This window comes from Herbaspirillum sp. RV1423, from assembly GCF_000577615.1.
Taxonomy (GTDB): domain Bacteria; phylum Pseudomonadota; class Gammaproteobacteria; order Burkholderiales; family Burkholderiaceae_D; genus Herbaspirillum.
Genome location: NZ_CBXX010000020.1, coordinates 1 through 16,095 on the forward strand (window position 1 = coordinate 1; position 16,095 = coordinate 16,095).

Consider the following 16,095-nt stretch of genomic DNA (forward strand, 5'->3'; position numbering starts at 1 on the left):
AGCTCGCCGCCGCAGCCGGCAAGGACATCTCGGTGTGCGTGCTGGAAAAAGGCAGCGAAGTCGGCGCCCATATCCTCTCCGGCGCGGTCATGGATCCGCAGGCGATCACCGAACTGTTCCCCGACTGGAAAGAACGCGGCGCTCCGCTCAACACCGCAGTCACCGAAGACCGCTTCCTTTTCCTCTCCGCCGGCAAGGCCTACCAGACCCCCTCGTGGATGCTGCCGGCCTGTTTCCAGAACCACGGCAATTACGTCATCTCGCTGGCCAACGTCGTGCGCTGGCTGGGCCAGCAGGCGGAGGCGCTGGGCGTGGAAGTCTTCCCCGGCTTTCCGGCGGCGGAAATCCTCTATAACGACGACGGTTCCGTCAAAGGCGTCGCCACCGGCAACATGGGCGTGGACCGCCACGGCGAGCCGACCGCCGCGTTCCAGCTCGGCATGGAGCTGCACGCCAAATACACTTTCTTCGCCGAGGGCGCGCGCGGCCATCTGGGCAAGCAACTGATCGCGAAATACAAGCTCGATGCCGGCAAGGATCCCCAGACCTATGCCATCGGCATCAAGGAGATCTGGGAAATCGATCCGAAGATGCACAAGCCGGGCCTGGTGGTGCATACCGCGGGCTGGCCGCTGGACAGCAAGACCTACGGCGGCTCTTTCCTGTATCACCTGGAGAACAACCAGGTGGCGGTCGGCTATGTGGTCGGCCTGGCGTACGAGAATCCTTACCTGTCGCCGTATGAAGAATTCCAGCGCTATAAAACGCATCCGGAAATCCGCAAGTTCTTTGAGGGCGGCAGGCGTCTGGCTTACGGCGCGCGCGCGATTACCGCCGGCGGCCTGCAATCGCTGCCGAAGCTGACCTTCCCGGGCGGCGCGCTGATCGGCTGCGACGCGGGTTTCCTCAATGCCTCGCGCATCAAGGGCAGCCATGCCGCGATCAAGACCGGGATGCTGGCGGCCGAGGCGGTGTTTGAGGCATTGAATGGCGGCCGTCAGTATGACGAGCTGACGGCGTACAGCGCGGCGTTTGAAAAATCCTGGCTGCATGAAGAACTGCACAAGGCGCGCAACTTCAAGCCGTCGATGAGCAAGGGCCTATACACCGGCACGCTGCTGGTGGGGATCGATCAGGTGCTGTTCGGCGGCAAGGCGCCGTGGACGCTGCATCATTCGCACGCCGACCATGAATGCCTGAAGCCGGCGGCCGGCTTCACGCCGATTGCCTATCCGAAGCCGGACGGCAAGCTGACCTTCGACCGCCTGTCGTCGGTGTTCATCTCGAACACCAATCATGCGGAAGACCAGCCGATCCATTTGACGCTGAAGGATGCTTCGGTGCCGGTGGGCATCAATCTGGCGAAGTATGCCGGCCCGGAAGCGCGCTACTGCCCTGCGGGCGTGTACGAGTTCGTGAAGAACGACGACAATACGGATCGCCTGCAGATCAATGCGCAGAACTGTGTCCACTGCAAGACCTGCGACATCAAGGATCCGACGCAGAACATCGTGTGGGTGACGCCGGAAGGCGGCGGCGGACCGAATTATTCGAATATGTGATTTGGCTTCTGCATTGTTCGCAAAAATCAAAATGGCGCTTCGACAAAGACGAAGCGACTGCCATCGGCGTATCGGGATCGTCCAGCGCCGTACCTTTGACGTTTTGGAGAATCCTGATGATGGCCAAGACGGCGAACCAGCGTTGGGGTTCATTCTCATAAGCGTTTTCATGGCCGACGTTGGGACAGCAAACGCAGGCTTTGACGCGGCCTTGAGAAGCAAGCGTGATCGCGAACTTATTCTGGAAACGCATGCATCCGCCATGGCACCTTACGCTCCACCCCGCACCATGGCCAGGCGCTGTCGGTGCGCCAGCCAGGCGTTGACGCGAGCGGGCACCGGTGGTGGCGTCCCAGGCCTGGTAGAAGGCGTGGTTGAGCGAATCGAGAACCGCGCCGCGTGGCATGGTGGCCGTCGCGGTCCCAGTACGCGTCGCGCATGTTGTGGCCCATGACGAAGCCGACTGCATGGGCGGGGGCTTCGCAGTCGATGGAGACCATCTTCCTATGCCTGCTTCGTCTCAGGGTAGCCGATCAATGTCCATGTCACGTCAAGGGTGTGCGGATCCTTGGGCAAGACGTTATAGAGCAGGTCTTCGACCAGATTGGGCATCCAGGCATAAGTGCGGGTGTAGTAACGCAGGATGCTAGGCATGGGATCGCCTTTTCGCACGGCGATCTGCTCATGATCGCAATGGTGGTCGGTGTAACGCCAGACCCCACTCTCGGGACAGGCCGCGCCCGTTTTGATTTTAGTGCCTAAGGGCTCGCGCGGAATCAACAGGCCCGTGGTCGGGTCGAGGCGTTTGTCGTTGGCCAGGCGCTCGACCAGTTTCTCGTCAGGCTTGGCGGGGGGAACAGCGGCGTCTTGCTCCTTTTGCCATTGGAAGGTGCCGTCCCAGTGCGGCAACTTGGCAGGCGGCAAGGGGACGATCTGGTCGATGTCGGGGACTTTGGGGTTCTTGCTTTCGTTGCGGTCGATGAGCTGACCGATCAGCTTGTAACGGCGGGAGCGTTCGAGGTCTTCGGGGAGGGCGAGGTAGTCGAGAGTATCGGACGGTAAGACGCCTTTAAAACTATCTTCCAGTTTAAGAGCCGATTCGGTATTGCCTGCTGCTACAGCTTTTTGGAAGGCTTGCGCGGCTTCGGCGTAGTGCTTGTCTATTTTTAAGTTGATTCCTAATGCCTGAGCAGCCTCACCATGCCCTTGATCAGCCGCACATTTCCACATCTGCATGGCAATCTCCGGCGCAATATCAATCGGTGCTAATTGCTCGGCAACATAATATTGCGCCTCTGGGCTACCCAAGTCAGCCGCTTTGCGGTAGTAAGTCAGCGCATTTTGATGACTACGCTTGACGCCATAGCCCAGTTCCAGATACCGCGCCATGTCGTAGTAGCCGCCGGGAATGCCGGCATCAATCAATTGTTGTGCCAATAGCACAGTTTCCCTGCTCGGATTGGGCGACTCCACCTGTCCCTGCGACACCAGCTTTTGCAGGTTGCTGTTCGCCTTGTAATGCCCGTGAGCAGCCGCGATGCGGTAGTAGCGCGCCATCTCATCGTAGTGCTTCTCGCCGGGTTGCTTGTCCAGCCAGCGGGCGTATTTGAAGAGTTGATCGGCGTCGGGGTTCAGGGCGGGCAGACGGTCGGCTTCTTTGGCGCAGGTAAAAGCCAGATTGGCGCGCAAGGCGGTGGTATCAGGTACGGCAGGCACAGGTTTCTCCTTGGAGCAGGCAGTCAGTAAAAAGCTCGAAGCGAGCAGTAAAGTAATTAGGTGAAGGCAGGGATAGATACGCATGTTCAGTCCAGTGACTTGCGTTCAGTGCCGGTGTAGATGAAGCCGACCAGCGAGGCGATGGGACGCAGTTTTTTTGCTCGGTTGTATTTATTGTCTCTGATGATGTCGCCCCATTTCTTAAACGCCTCGCCCACATTGTCCTGCCCACCCTGCTTGTTCGTATGCAAATTCCACAACTTCTTACGCAACGGCTGAGTAGCATCAGACCGCTCATGGCAGATGTTTAATTCACTGTCTGCTTCCATGCTGCGCACATTGATATTGGCCGAGCCGAGCATGGTGTAGGTGTCGTCGATGAGCATCAGCTTGGCGTGGATGTAGACCGGCATCCAGTTCTCGGCGGGCGAGTCGGGGGCGACCAGGCTGCAGATGTGGGCTTTCAGGCCCGGGATGGCGGCAGGCAGGACGGTCTTTTCTGCGGCGTCGGGATCTTGCTGGAGCGCCTGCTGCTGTTGTGTGGCGTCTTTCATTTTCTGTTGCAGTTCAGCTTGCTTGTCCTTGGCTTGTTGCCCTTGCGCTTGTGCGGCCTTTAGCCTGTCGTTATTGGCTTGCCGTTGCGCCGGGGTGTCGTAGGGGCTGCGGTTGCCGGCAATGGCGTTGGCTTTGGCGTGGGCGCGTACTTCGGCATTGCAGGCTTCCTGATATTGCTGTTGCAGATTGTCTTTCTGGGTTGCGAGGGCGATGCCGGGCATGACGTCGGGACGGCCTAATGCGTGCAGGAGTTCGTAGGTGCGCAACGTCCCGGGGCCGATGCCTTCGTCGCTGGCGTTGGTGACGACGAACAGGTGGATCGGGTATTGGTCGGTGGGCCGCCCGGCATTGACCTGGCGTTGCACTGCTGCCTTGATCTGCGCGGCCAGTTTGGGATAGCGGAAGTATTGGTTTTCGATATAGAGGTAGTTGGTGGTGTTGTTGACGGCCACCGCGTAGCCGCGCTGGATGTCGGTTTCGTCATGCTCGGGCTGGGTGCGCAGGATTTGCGCCATGACGGAGGTGCCGCCTTGTCTGGGGAAGGCGTTTTTTACAGGTTGATGCGCTGCCTCGAAGGCTTTGCGTTTGGCCAGCAGGCCTTCCCCGGTGGCCTGGTCCCAGGCCTGACAGAAGTTGTGGTTGAGCGAGATGAGGATGGGGCCATGGAGACGGCTGGAGATGTCTTGCCGTGGCGTGGCGCCGTTGCGTCCTCTGTCGTGATCCTGCCGGGTAGCGCCGTGGCCGTCATTGTCCCAATACGCGTCGAGCATGTTGTGGCCCATGACGAAGCCGACAGCCTGGGCGGGGTCTTCGTAGTCGATGAGGACCATCTTTTGGTGATGAGTGGGGAAGAGGCTCATCATGCCGGTGGCTTGCGGATCTTTTGTTTGCTTACCGGTATGTGTGGCGGTGTGCGCGCGTCCCATCAGATTCATATCGCGGGTGGCGCAGATCAGATTGCCGCTCGGCAGCAAGGGATTGCCGGCGATTTGTGCCCGGCGGTACCAATGCGCATCGAAATCCCGTTGCCATGGGGTGCGCAGGTCTTTGGGCGCATGTTTATTCCAGGCGGCGGCGACGTGATCAACGGTGGTGGCGATGGGATTGGCACCGGGGGCGGGGTCTTCGATGAATTGGGCGAGGTTGTCTGTGCTTTTCCAGCGCAGCAGGCGCACTTTGATGCCTTTTTTCTCTGCTTTCTTGTCGAGCAACTGGCCGATGGCGAGGTTGCCTGCAATGTGGCCGCGCTTGAAGTACATCGAGGGCTGAAAACCCCAGCAGATGATGTCGATGCTTTTGGTGGCCTGCTCGATGGCGTCATGGATGGCGCCAAACGCGGCTTCGCCATTGACCAGGGCTTCAAACGAGCAGGCCGTGGGGTCATAGGTGGTGCGCTGGATGAACCATGGCAGCGTGAGGGTAGCGCTGCGCGTGCATTCGGTGGCGATGGGGACGGTGATGTGCTGGTCTTCGAAGAGAATGCTCATGCTGATCCTTCTTTGGTGGGGGTGAGCAGTTGCTGGTAATTGTCGCGATGCTGTGCGCGATCTTGCTTTGTTGCTGCGGCCGTCTGCCCTTGTTCGTGATGGTGAAATCCGGCGTTGGATAGCACGGCATTGGACGCTTCGCCTCGCCATGTTTCTGTGACGGGCAACTTCATCTGCACACCGTTGCCGAGTTTCACCGCATATTGCTGCACCCCACGCTGATGCGCCACCGGTATCTGCCCGCTGGCGTCGATGACGCCTTTGCCGACGGACACGCCATCGGCCAGCAGTGCATACGGCATGCCAACCGGCAGCATGGCGCGGCTGGCAGGGGCGGTGACGGCGCTGAGATGGAGTGCTTGCTTGGGCAGGAAGTCGCCAGCGGGCAGTGTCTGTTGACTGAACTGACTGGCCGGTCCTTGTCGGCGATGACTTGCGGCTTTCCACGTTCTGTCGCCCAGCGTGCCTTCTTCGATGCCCAAGGGAGTGATCTTGATGTACGAACCGCCTGCCTTGAGGATGATTTCTTCCTTGGCGCTGATGTCGAGGCGGCCGTTGGCGCTGGTCATCATGACGTTCTTGTCCGCCGTCAGCGCCATGTCGCCGCTTTGCGCCTGTATTTCCACTTTGCCTTTGGCGGCGAACAGCTTCATGCCCAGTTTGTGGGCAAACAGGGAGATGGCGTCGCCGGCGGCAACGGTGAATTTTTTCATGACGCTGATGTCGGCATTGCCGCCTGCCGAGACCGTCAGATGATCGGTGGCGCTGAGTTGCAGATGGTTACAGGAGGCCAGGGCGATGCCATCCGGGGCGCTCATCAGAATGGCGGCTTTTTGTAGTTGTCTGAATGTGTCGTCCAACTGTTGATGTAGCTGCTCGCAGTCCGCAGCGAGGGCTTGCGCTGCCTTGGCGGCTTCTGCCTGCGCTTGCACTTGCTCAAGCGCGGCTTCGAGCCTGGCAATTGCCTGCTGCATCTCCAGTTGCTGACCGTTGGCCTTGCTTTGCGCATCGGCGCTGATCAATACGCCCTTGCCGCCCCGAATGGCGGCGTGCGCATCGGTGCGCAATTCAACACCATGTCCTCGCTCCTTGCGCTGACTGTCGACCAGATGCCCCAGGTTCAATTGACTCTTGCCATGCTCAGTAGCCAGCTTGATGTGCTCTTGCCCCTTCCAGTCTTCCATCCTGAGCTTGTTGTTGCTTTGCGTGCGAATGACGTTGCGGCTCAGCCAGCGGTTCTCGGTGGTGATGTGGTCGGGCTGGCGGCTGTTGTGGTGCAGGTGGGCGATGTAGGGTTTATTGGGATTGCCGTCCATGAAGGCAATCGCCGCTTCGGTGCCGTCGATGATGGGGAAGTGGAAGCCGGTTTCGTTGGCCCCTGCAAACGGTTTAGCAAGGCGCAACGGCACGCTCTCCTGGCCCGGATCCCATTCGTCGAAATCAAGATCGAAGCGCACCTTGTAATGACCGTGCTTGGTGATGTAGGCATGGGGATATTGGTTCGGTGAGGTGACTCTTGCCGACAGCGTGCCGGCGATCTTCGGCCAGTTGGCTTCGTCGAGGGGGATGCGGAAGCGCCGGTCGCTGGGGATGGCGGTGTAGCTGTTCCTGTAGGCAGCATCGCGTGCGCCGCTGTGGGTGACGCTGACGATGACCTGGCCATTGGGCGCATCGGGCAGGGATTGATCCATGCGCAGGATGCGCGCCGGACGCAGTTCGAGGATATTGCTCTGGCCGGTGTAGACGATCTGACCGGCGATGGCGGCTTCATGTCTGAGTTGCGCTTCCCATTTGGCATCTTTCTGATCCAGATGGTGGCTGCCGTAGACGTAGGGCTGGCCGTAGGTGGTCTTGTCGGCGCGGGCGATATTCGCTTCTTCTTTGAAGCGCTCCCAGGCTGCGTTGGGATGATAATCGGCCACCAGATACGAAGCCGGCACGGTTTGCGATTGCGTTTGCAGGCTGAAGACCGTTTCCGTATTCGCTTCCAGTCCGGCGGTTTCGCGATACGGAACGCGTAATTCAGGCAGATAAATGTAATGGTCGATGTCGTCGCCGAAGACGATGATGTCGCCGAACTTGCCGGGGGTGAAGTAGCTATACAGACCTTCCTGGCGCATGAGCAGGTGGATGTAGTCCCAGTCGCTCATCTGGTATTGCAGGCGGAAGGCATGTTCGGGATAGGTTCGGCGCGTCTTGAACTGGAACTGATTGCCGTTGAAGTCATGTTTGCGCAGGATGGCTTCGATGATTTTCGGTGCAGTCTTCTTCTGGTAGATCCGACTGGCGTGGGTTAAACGCAGGCGCGCCACCAGCGGTTCGATGACGAATTCGTAGCTGTGGAAGTCGGCGGTCTGTTTGCGCTTGTTGAATTGGGTGATGCAACCGGCGAAGGTGCGGCCCTCGGGGGCATCGTTGGCGTAGCCGGTGAGCGCATCGATGACGGACGGGGTGATGGTGAAGCTGGCGTCCTTGCCAAGATAGTCGGCGCGATGCAGTTCTTGTGGATGGGTGAGTTGGATGGTGATGCGGTAAGGTTCGCCCAACGCTTCAGCAGCTTCAAAGGACACCACCGACAGCAGAGCGGCGGTGGCGGTGCCAGGGACGGTGAGGTGGTAACGCTGTTGACCTGACGCTGCATGAGCGAGCGCGGCGGCCTGATTGGATTGTGTGTTCATCTCTTGCATTCCTTCGAGGTGTCGTCGGGCTGACGTTATCGAAGGCTCATGCTAAGAGATGAACAAGAACATGCATATAGAACAATTTCTAAAATACATTTGATTATGCGAATGCATTACGGATTGAATTCTTTTTCGGGGCTGGCGGCGAGATGCCGCTCTTGACGATATTGAACAAAGGTAAAGTTCGGTCAGGATGGTGTTATAGTCCCCGGCACGGTTCTACACTGCATGCGTGATCAATCAGTGCAGAACCACCATGCGCTCAACAGCGATTTTCACGACCGGACCCGGCGGCTCATTGGACACCTTTTTGGATACCTTGCTGGCCGCGTTGCTGACCGCCGGCATCGCCTGCGCCCTGACCGGTTGCGCCAACTTCGGCGAAGTGGTTTCCGACGACGGCGAAGGCAATTACAGCCTGACCGCCACCGGCGTCAGCTACACCATGTCGATGTCCGAACTGACCGCCGCCAGCCGCGAAAAAGCCGGCGCGTATTGCGCCGCGCAGGACAAGGCAATGCAGTTGCGCCAGCAGATGCGCGGCTGGCGGCCGATGCAGGTGGAACTGAGCTTCCGTTGTTTGCCGCGGCAAGTCGGCCGGCTCGAACCGGCGCTTTCGCTGACCGTATCCGACCAGGATGGACATGGCGGCGCCCGCCAACCATGACGACGTCGCGGCCTGAAGCGAAGCCGCTTGTTTGATATGATCGACGCCAGCCGTCGATCATATTCCATGGTCGCGCACAACCTGGGAGTGCGCCATGCCGCCAACCGACACGTCCAACCCCTCCGCTCATCCGCAGCTCGACGACGCCACGCTGGAATTCGCCGCCAAGATGTTCGATCTGGCGCGCCACGGCGACGCAGACAATCTTGACGCCTTTCTGGCCAAGGGGCTGCCGCCCAACCTGCGCGATCACAAGGGCGACAGCCTGCTGATGCTGGCGGCCTATCACGGCCATGATGCCGCGGTGAAGATCTTGCTGCAACACAAGGCCGATGCCGGGCTGCGCAACAACAACGGCCAGACGCCGATTGCCGGCGCGGCGTTCAAGGGCCATGCGGCGGTGGTGCAATGTCTGCTGGACCACGGCGCCGATGTCGAGGGCGCCTCGCCGGACGGCAAGACGGCGCTGATGATTGCGGCGATGTTCAACCGCATCGATATCGTCGAGCTATTGCTGGCGCACGGCGCCGACATCAATGCGCGCAGCGACAATGGCGCCACCGCGCTGGAAGCGGCGCGCGCGATGGGCGCGCCGGAAACCGCAGCGCTGCTGGAACGCCATCCGGCGCGCTAGGATTCAGGCGTAGGGCTGGACGTTGACGGCGTTGCCGTCGGCGTCGAACTCTTCGGCCAGCGCCACCGATTTGACCCCCATGGTCAGCAGGGCGTCGCAGGCGTCGTCCAGTTCCGCCTGCAAGTCGCTGCCGGCGTCGAGCGGTTTGTCCGCCGTGGCGGCCACGGTCTCGCCGTTGTAGATGTTCACGCGCAGCGACACTTCCCCTTCCGTATGCACCGGCCCCATCACGGCGTGGGTATGCTGCGCGCTCACGCCGCTTTGCTGCAGGCCGTGGTCGAGTTCCGACATCATCTGCAGCGTGAAGTATTCGGCGATGCCGCGTTCCTTGCCGCCGTGAAACAGGTCCTGGTACAGGAAGTGCACATCGAATTCCCGTCCCTCGGCGACCAGGCAGCGCCGCAGCAGCGGCCCGACCTTTTCGCTCCAGGCCTGGAAGCGCTGGGCGCGCACGGCGAAGTAGGCGTCCATCGCCGCTTCGTCCTGCGGGATCGTGTAGAACGGATCGTCCGCGCTCTTGAGCGTGAAGCCGAGCAGGAAGCGCAATTCCACCGCGGTGTCGTCGGCGCCGAATCGGTTGGCCGGCCAACTGCTCATGCTGCGGTCGATTGCCGGCGTGGCGGTGATCTTCTTGTCGGTCATGGCGGCGAAGGCGTCGCGCACCATCGCTTCCAGATGGCTGTAGGTGATCGCGTCGATTTCATCGAGGTGGTAGGCGTAACTGACCAGCACCACCTTGGCCTCGGGGCTTTCGAGCTGGGCCTCCTTGATGCTGGCAGTCAGTTCGGCGAAGGCGTCGGCGTCGCGGAAGTTCTGTTCGGCGTCAAGGCCGCCGACGGTGCGCACGAACATCGGGATGACGAAGGCGTTGACTTCATAGCTGCGTTCGTTGCGGCTGAAGAAGACGATCTCGGCGGCTTCCTCGATCTTTTCGCGCAGGTAGGGATAGGCTTCGGCTTCCTGGTCGCGCGCGCGTTCCAGCGCCTCGTACAGGACGTCGTCCTGCTGCTGGCGCAGGCTCTTGGTGATGATGCGATGGAGGTCGCGCTGCTTGGCCGGCAACTCGGGGGATTCCTCGTCCTCGGTCGCCAGCTCGACGGCGAGATTGGCGAGCTTGTCGATCAGTGCGTCGTCGACCTGATGGTCGTCGGGACCGAGCGAGGGAGCTTTGGAGGTTTTGCCGGCGGCCGGGCGCTTGCTTTTGGACATGGCTGGAATGCTTGTGAAGAGAAGAGGCGGACATTGTAACTCCGCCCTCTTCCGCCGTCCCGCGAGCTTGCCGCGTCAGCTCGCTTTCCTGCCCGCAGTGCGCGCCAGGAACACCAGCCCCGCCGCGATCACCGACGCCACCGCCAGCGCATACAAACCGCCCTGGATGGAGCCGGTCTTTTGCTCCAGATAGCCGAAGGTCGCCGGCGCGAAGAAGCCGCCGAGGTTGCCGATCGAATTGATCAAGGCAATCACGGCGGCGGCGATGCGCGCGTCGAGGTAGGCTTGCGGGATCGGCCAGAACAGCGAGGACGCCGCCTTGAAGCCGATGCCGGCGAAACAGATGGCGACGAAGGCGAACACCGGACCGCCGGTGGTCGACGCGAACATGCCTGCCGCCGCGATGATCAGCGTCGCCGCGACCCACGCCTGCTGGCGCTTGAAGCGCGCCGCCAGGCTGGCGAATACATACATCGCGATGATCGAGATGATCCACGGGATCGAATTGAACAGGCCGACCTGGAAGTCGTTGAAGTGGCCCATCTTCTTGATGATGCTGGGCAGCCAGAAGGTCGCGCCGTAGATGGTCAACTGGATGGCGAAATAGATGAAGCAGAACAGCAGGATCTGCGGATCTTTCAGCAAGGACCACGACGATACGTGGACCGGCTTGCTGGCCTGGCGCTCCTTCTGTTCGCGCTCGATGACGGCCGCCAGGCTGTTGCGCTCGGCGTCGCTGAGCCAGGTGGCGTCTTGCGGGCGCGAATCCAGCCTGAACCACACCACCAGGCACAGCGCCACCGAGGCCAGGCCTTCGATGATGAACATCCATTGCCAGCCGTGCAGGCCGCCGCGTTCGATCTGCAGCAGCGCGCCGGAAATCGGGCCGGACAGGATCGAGGCGATCGCCGAGCCGCTCAGGAACACCGCCATCGCCTTGCCGCGCTCGCTGTTGGGCAGCCACTGCGTGAAGTAATACACCACGCCCGGGAAGAACCCGGCCTCGGCCACGCCCAGCAGGAAGCGCAGCACATAGAACGAGGTCTCGCTATGCACGAAGGCCATCGCCGCCGCCACCACGCCCCAGGTCAGCATGATGCGCGTGAGCCAGGCCTTGGCGCCGAATTTTTGCAGCAGCATGTTGGACGGCACTTCGAAGATGGCGTAGCCGACGAAGAACAGTCCCGCGCCCAGTCCGAACGCCGCCGAGCCGATGCCGAGGTCGGTCGCCAGATGCGAACGCACGAATCCGATGTTGACGCGGTCGATGTAGTTGGCGATGAACATGATCACGAACAGCGGCAGGATGCGCCATTTGATCTTGTCGATGGCGACGGCCAGCGTATCGCTCGCTGCGCCGTCGGGATGTGCGGGATGCTCAATGCTCGCCGCAATGCTTTGCTCACTCACGATGGATCTCCTTGATGTTGTTGCTACCGCCGGCCGCAATACGCGGCCGGCGCAATCTTTTTTTGTTTTGCATCGGTACGACGGTCCTGCAATTGCGTGCTGCGTTCAGCGCACCAGGCAAGGCTTCTTGTTATCGAACTTCCAGCCGGGTATCAGGTATTGCATGGCGATGGCGTCGTCGCGCGCGCCCAGGCCCCTGGATTTGTACAGGGCGTGCGCCGCCATGACCTGCTCCATGTCGATCTCGACGCCGAGGCCCGGCGCGGTCGGTACGTTCACCATGCCGCCCACGATCCTGAGCGGATCGCGCGTGAGGCGCTGGCCGTCCTGCCAGATCCAGTGCGTGTCGATGGCGGTGATTTCGCCCGGCGCGGCGGCGGCCACTTGCGTGAACATCGCCAGCGAAATGTCGAAATGGTTGTTGGAGTGCGACCCCCATGTCAGTCCCCATTCATTGCACAGTTGCGCCACGCGCACCGAACCCTGCATGGTCCAGAAATGCGGATCGGCCAGCGGAATGTCGACCGACTGCAACTGGATCGCATGGCCCATTTCGCGCCAGTCGGTGGCGATCATGTTGGTGGCGGTCTGCAGGCCGGTGGCACGGCGGAACTCGGCCATCACTTCGCGTCCCGAGAAACCGTTCTCGGCGCCGCACGGGTCTTCGGCATAGGCCAGCACGCCGTGCTGGTCGCGGCACAGGCGGATCGCGTCTTTCAGCAGCCAGCCGCCGTTCGGGTCGAGCGTGATGCGCGCCTGCGGAAAGCGCTCGTGCAGCGCGGTCACCGCTTCGATCTCGTCCTCGCCGCGCAGCACGCCGCCCTTGAGCTTGAAGTCGTTGAAGCCGTAGCGCCGGTAAGCGGCTTCGGCCAGGCGCACGATGGCGTCGGCGTTCATGGCCTTGTCGTGGCGCAGGCGCTGCCAGTCGTCGGCGGCGTCGGGTTCGCTGTGGTAATCCAGGTCGGTGGCATCGCGGTCGCCGACGTAGAACAGATAGCCGAGCATTTCCACCTTGTCGCGCTGCTGGCCTTCGCCGAGCAGGGCCGCGACCGGCATGCCGAGGAATTTGCCGAGCAGGTCGAGCATGGCGGCTTCCACCGCCGTGACCGCGTGGATGGTGATGCGCAGGTCGAAGGTCTGCAGGCCGCGGCCGCCGGCGTCGCGGTCGTTGAAGGTCCGGCGCATGCGGTTGAGGACCGCGTTGTAGGTTGCGATCGAGCTGCCGATCACCAGTGCGCGCGCGTCTTCCAGCGTCTGGCGGATGCGTTCGCCGCCCGGCACCTCGCCCACGCCGGTGTTGCCGGCACTGTCGGTGAGGATGACGATGTTGCGCGTGAAGTAGGGGCCGTGCGCGCCGCTCAGGTTGAGCAGCATGCCGTCGCGGCCGGCGACAGGAATCACCTGCATGGCGGTGACGACGGGCGCGCCCGAGGGCTGGAGTTGCGGAGCTGGCATAGGGACTTTCCGTAATCAGGGTTGGGGCAATGCGCTTGCCGGGCCGAAACCGTGTTGAGCTATCTGAGCCGAAACTCAGCCGAAGTAATTTGGTACCGCTACCAATTCAGATTGAAGCAAATGGTAGCGGTACCGTTTTGGACTGTCAATCGGTTTGCGAAGCTTGGCAATCAGGAAATATTGTTGAAACAACAATGAAACGCGGCATACGCGAATGGCAGGGAGCAGCGTTGCCGCCGCCGGCGGTGTGCCGGCTTGCCGCTAGACGCTCTCTCTTTCGATGATGGTGAAGCCGATGTCCTGCACGCGGTCGGCGACTTCCCGCCCCTCGGCGCGCTCGATGATGAAGTGCGCCGCCGCCTTGCCGATGCCGGTGCCGTCGATGCGCACGGTGGTCAGTTGCGGATGCAGGTCGCGCGAAAAGCTGAGGTCGCCGAAACCCATCACCGCCAGTTGCGAGGGAATGGCGATGTTGCGCACCTGCGCTTCGATCATCACGCCCATGGCGAGGATGTCGGAGCTGCAGAACACGCCGTCGATCCGCGCGTCGGTCGCCAGCAACCGGCTCAGGCCGCTGCGGCCGCTGCCCAGCGTGGTCGGCGCCGGCACCATGCACGACGGCACTTCCGCAACGCCGGCGGCAGCCATGCCGAGGCGCACCGCTTCATCGGAAAACGCCCGCGCGCGGCGGCGGCTGCGTTCGTCGACGCCGGCGATCACGGCCACGCGACGGCGACCGGCGGCGTGCAGGTGGCGCGCCACGGCGACGCCGATGTGTTCGTGCGAGAAGCCGACCAGCATGTCGATCGGCGTCGGCGTCAGGTCCCAGGTTTCCACCACCGGGATGCCGCTGGCCAGCAGGCGCTTGCGCGACTCCGCCGAGCGCATGATGCCGGTCAGCACCACGCCGTCGGGACGGCGGCCGATGATGGCTTCGAGCAGGGCGTCTTCGCGCGAGTTTTCGTAGCCGCTCTGTCCCAGCATCAACTGATAGCCCGCGTCGGCCAGCGACTCGGTCAGCGACTGCACGGTTTCGAGGAAAATCGGGCCGACGATGGTCGGCACCACGGCTGCGACCAGCCGGCTCTTCCTGGATGCCAGGCCGCCGGCCAGCAGGTTGGGTACATAGCCGGTGCGCGCGACGGCGTCGCGGACTTTCCTGAGCACGGTCTCGGAAACCGCGTCCGGCGTGTTCAGGGCGCGCGATGCCGTAATCGGCGCCACGCCGGCCAGCCGGGCGACATCGCGCAGCGTCAGTCCGGCGCCCTTGCGGCCTTTGCGCGGCACGGGCAACGGCGCGTCGACAACGGTCATGGAAACGTCAGGTGGGCGTGTTTTACTCATGGCAGGATTCTAGAACTCATTTCATCAATAGGCGTGAGTGCGAGCTTATCCTGTTTGGGATGAAGTGCAAGGCGCGAATTGGGGTCAAGACTGGACCGTCTTGCCCCCAATTCGTAACGCGGCAATTCGCCCAAAGAGGCCGCCCCCTTCGGGTTCTTCCCAGAAAGGGCGCTGGCCGCGTTGCGCTCCTTGCGCGTGGCACGCCTTGCCAGCGCCCTTTCTGGGAAGAACGCATCTCGCGCCTATTGATGAAATGAGTTCTAACATCGCACAATATGGTAGCGATACCATTCTGGTTGATGCATACTCGGATGCACGTTCATCATCGTGCCATGCCGCGCCATTTTTCCGGAGGAACGCTCTTGCGCCTCTTTGCCCTTGCTTCCGCCGCCTGCTTGCTGTTTGCATTGACAGTCGGGCCTGCCCGCGCGAGTGCCGCGCCGCCGGATTTTGCGCAGCCCGATGTCGACGTGATGTTGAGCCGTGCCAAGGGCTATCCGCTGTTTGAAGTGAAGACCGGCATCGTGGTCGATGCCAATGCGCAACGCAGTTGGAAGGTGTTGACGGACTACAACCGGCTGGCCGAATTCGTGCCGAACCTGTCCGCCTCGCAGGTGGTGTCGAGTCAGGGCGATGAGCGCATTGTCGTGCAATCCGGCTTCGCCAGATTCCTGTTTATCCGGCAAGCCGTCAACCTGACCTTGCAAGTCACGGAAGAACCGATCAACGCCATCGACATCCGGCTGGTCAGCGGCAACATGCGCGAGTACCAGGCGCGCTGGGAATTGAAACCGCTCGAAGATGGCCGCACGCATATCGCCTATGGCGGCATGATCGCGCCGGATTTCTATGTGCCGACATTGTTCGGCGCGACGCTGATGAAGCGCGACCTGCGCAACATGCTCAAGGCGGTGAAAGCGGAGATCGAGCGAAAATAGAAAAGCGGCCCGCCAATGAGCCGCCAACATGCGCCGCCATCGCAACCCGAGATGGACCGGCTCAGATTATTCCGAGTATCGAGTAACCGCCCTCGCACAATGCATCGTAGCAACGCGTGCATTGCGTGCAGAACAAGTGCGAGCGTTTGACCTGATGGCGGCGCAACACCAGTTGCAGCGCCACGCCGTCGCAATGCGGGCAGGTCTCGCGCATGGCGCCGACCGGAATCGGATCGGGCGCGAGGAACAGGCCGTTGTCGAGCACCACGCCATCCACCACCTCACGCGGATCGAGCTCCATCAAGGTGACCTGCAAATGTTCGCGGCGGCGTTGCGGCCTGGGTGATATGTCAATGCCGGGCGCCTCGGCGTAGGTTCTTGCAGCGCGTTCTTCCAATACGGCAGATGTGGCGGGACTCATTACTGTGCTCCTCGGG

At 61.6% G+C, this 16,095-nt stretch carries 12 protein-coding genes; 4 read left to right on the forward strand and 8 right to left on the reverse strand.

Annotated features, from left to right (window positions below; all coding sequences use genetic code 11):
* Positions 1-1,562: electron transfer flavoprotein-ubiquinone oxidoreductase (locus tag RV1423_RS17355; protein WP_034299175.1), on the forward strand; the 1,562-nt coding region annotated here is incomplete at its 5' end.
* A 504-nt stretch (positions 1,563-2,066) separates the two neighbouring features.
* On the opposite strand, the gene RV1423_RS17360 is transcribed toward RV1423_RS17355, so the two are convergent.
* The 3 genes from RV1423_RS17360 to RV1423_RS17370 are packed head-to-tail and all read right to left on the reverse strand — an operon-like array spanning position 2,067 to position 7,998.
* Positions 2,067-3,362 carry a sel1 repeat family protein gene (locus RV1423_RS17360; RefSeq protein WP_081768863.1) on the reverse strand — a complete coding sequence of 432 codons (1,296 nt, stop codon included), beginning with the start codon at positions 3,360-3,362 and terminating at the stop codon, positions 2,067-2,069.
* Between the two features lie 2 nt (positions 3,363-3,364).
* Complete coding sequence (locus RV1423_RS17365) at positions 3,365-5,320, reverse strand: phosphatidylserine/phosphatidylglycerophosphate/cardiolipin synthase family protein (protein ID WP_034299177.1); 1,956 nt, start codon at positions 5,318-5,320, stop codon at positions 3,365-3,367.
* Positions 5,317-7,998 (reverse strand): type VI secretion system Vgr family protein, encoded by a 2,682-nt coding sequence (locus RV1423_RS17370; protein ID WP_197034956.1) that lies wholly within the window; start codon positions 7,996-7,998, stop codon positions 5,317-5,319. Before RV1423_RS17370 ends, RV1423_RS17365 begins: the two co-directional genes overlap by 4 nt.
* A gap of 301 nt (positions 7,999-8,299) precedes the next feature.
* On the opposite strand from RV1423_RS17370, the gene RV1423_RS17375 reads away from it, so the two are divergent.
* On the forward strand, positions 8,300-8,668 hold the full coding sequence (locus tag RV1423_RS17375; protein ID WP_051516755.1) for a hypothetical protein: 369 nt from the start codon (positions 8,300-8,302) through the stop codon (positions 8,666-8,668).
* Between the two features lie 94 nt (positions 8,669-8,762).
* Complete coding sequence (locus tag RV1423_RS17380) at positions 8,763-9,302, forward strand: ankyrin repeat domain-containing protein (RefSeq protein ID WP_034299179.1); 540 nt, start codon at positions 8,763-8,765, stop codon at positions 9,300-9,302.
* Positions 9,303-9,305: 3 nt separating this feature from the next.
* Here the strand turns inward: RV1423_RS17380 and RV1423_RS17385 are convergent, their stop codons facing one another.
* From RV1423_RS17385 to RV1423_RS17400, 4 genes are all read right to left on the reverse strand, one after another.
* A complete protein-coding gene (locus tag RV1423_RS17385; protein ID WP_034299181.1) occupies positions 9,306-10,511 on the reverse strand; it encodes a DUF2863 family protein in 1,206 nt (401 codons plus the stop codon).
* Between the two features lie 75 nt (positions 10,512-10,586).
* Entirely contained in the window at positions 10,587-11,921 is a 1,335-nt protein-coding gene (locus RV1423_RS17390; RefSeq protein ID WP_081768865.1) for an MFS transporter, read from the reverse strand.
* Between the two features lie 105 nt (positions 11,922-12,026).
* The gene (gene gudD / locus RV1423_RS17395; protein ID WP_034299183.1) at positions 12,027-13,376 is read right to left on the reverse strand and encodes a glucarate dehydratase; all 1,350 of its coding nucleotides are present in this window, start codon (positions 13,374-13,376) and stop codon (positions 12,027-12,029) included.
* A gap of 261 nt (positions 13,377-13,637) precedes the next feature.
* Positions 13,638-14,690: a LacI family DNA-binding transcriptional regulator gene (locus RV1423_RS17400; RefSeq protein ID WP_034299185.1), complete on the reverse strand. Its 1,053-nt coding sequence runs from the start codon at positions 14,688-14,690 to the stop codon at positions 13,638-13,640.
* 392 nt (positions 14,691-15,082) lie between these two features.
* Between RV1423_RS17400 and RV1423_RS17405 the strand changes: the two genes are divergently transcribed.
* A complete protein-coding gene (locus RV1423_RS17405; protein WP_231502336.1) occupies positions 15,083-15,658 on the forward strand; it encodes an SRPBCC family protein in 576 nt (191 codons plus the stop codon).
* A gap of 61 nt (positions 15,659-15,719) precedes the next feature.
* Here the strand turns inward: RV1423_RS17405 and RV1423_RS17410 are convergent, their stop codons facing one another.
* A complete protein-coding gene (locus RV1423_RS17410) occupies positions 15,720-16,079 on the reverse strand; it encodes a hypothetical protein (protein WP_034299190.1) in 360 nt (119 codons plus the stop codon).
* Between the last annotated feature and the right edge of the window lie 16 nt (positions 16,080-16,095).

Excerpts from the sequence above, each read along its gene's own strand:
- RV1423_RS17360 (WP_081768863.1), bottom strand. The coding sequence starts at position 3,362 with ATGCGTATCTATCCCTGCCTTCACCTAATTACTTTACTGCTCGCTTCG.
- RV1423_RS17365 (WP_034299177.1), bottom strand. The coding sequence starts at position 5,320 with ATGAGCATTCTCTTCGAAGACCAGCACATCACCGTCCCCATCGCCACC.
- RV1423_RS17370 (WP_197034956.1), bottom strand. The coding sequence starts at position 7,998 with ATGAACACACAATCCAATCAGGCCGCCGCGCTCGCTCATGCAGCGTCA.
- RV1423_RS17380 (WP_034299179.1), top strand. The coding sequence starts at position 8,763 with ATGCCGCCAACCGACACGTCCAACCCCTCCGCTCATCCGCAGCTCGAC.
- RV1423_RS17385 (WP_034299181.1), bottom strand. The coding sequence starts at position 10,511 with ATGTCCAAAAGCAAGCGCCCGGCCGCCGGCAAAACCTCCAAAGCTCCC.
- gudD (WP_034299183.1), bottom strand. The coding sequence starts at position 13,376 with ATGCCAGCTCCGCAACTCCAGCCCTCGGGCGCGCCCGTCGTCACCGCC.
- RV1423_RS17400 (WP_034299185.1), bottom strand. The coding sequence starts at position 14,690 with ATGACCGTTGTCGACGCGCCGTTGCCCGTGCCGCGCAAAGGCCGCAAG.
- RV1423_RS17410 (WP_034299190.1), bottom strand. The coding sequence starts at position 16,079 with ATGAGTCCCGCCACATCTGCCGTATTGGAAGAACGCGCTGCAAGAACC.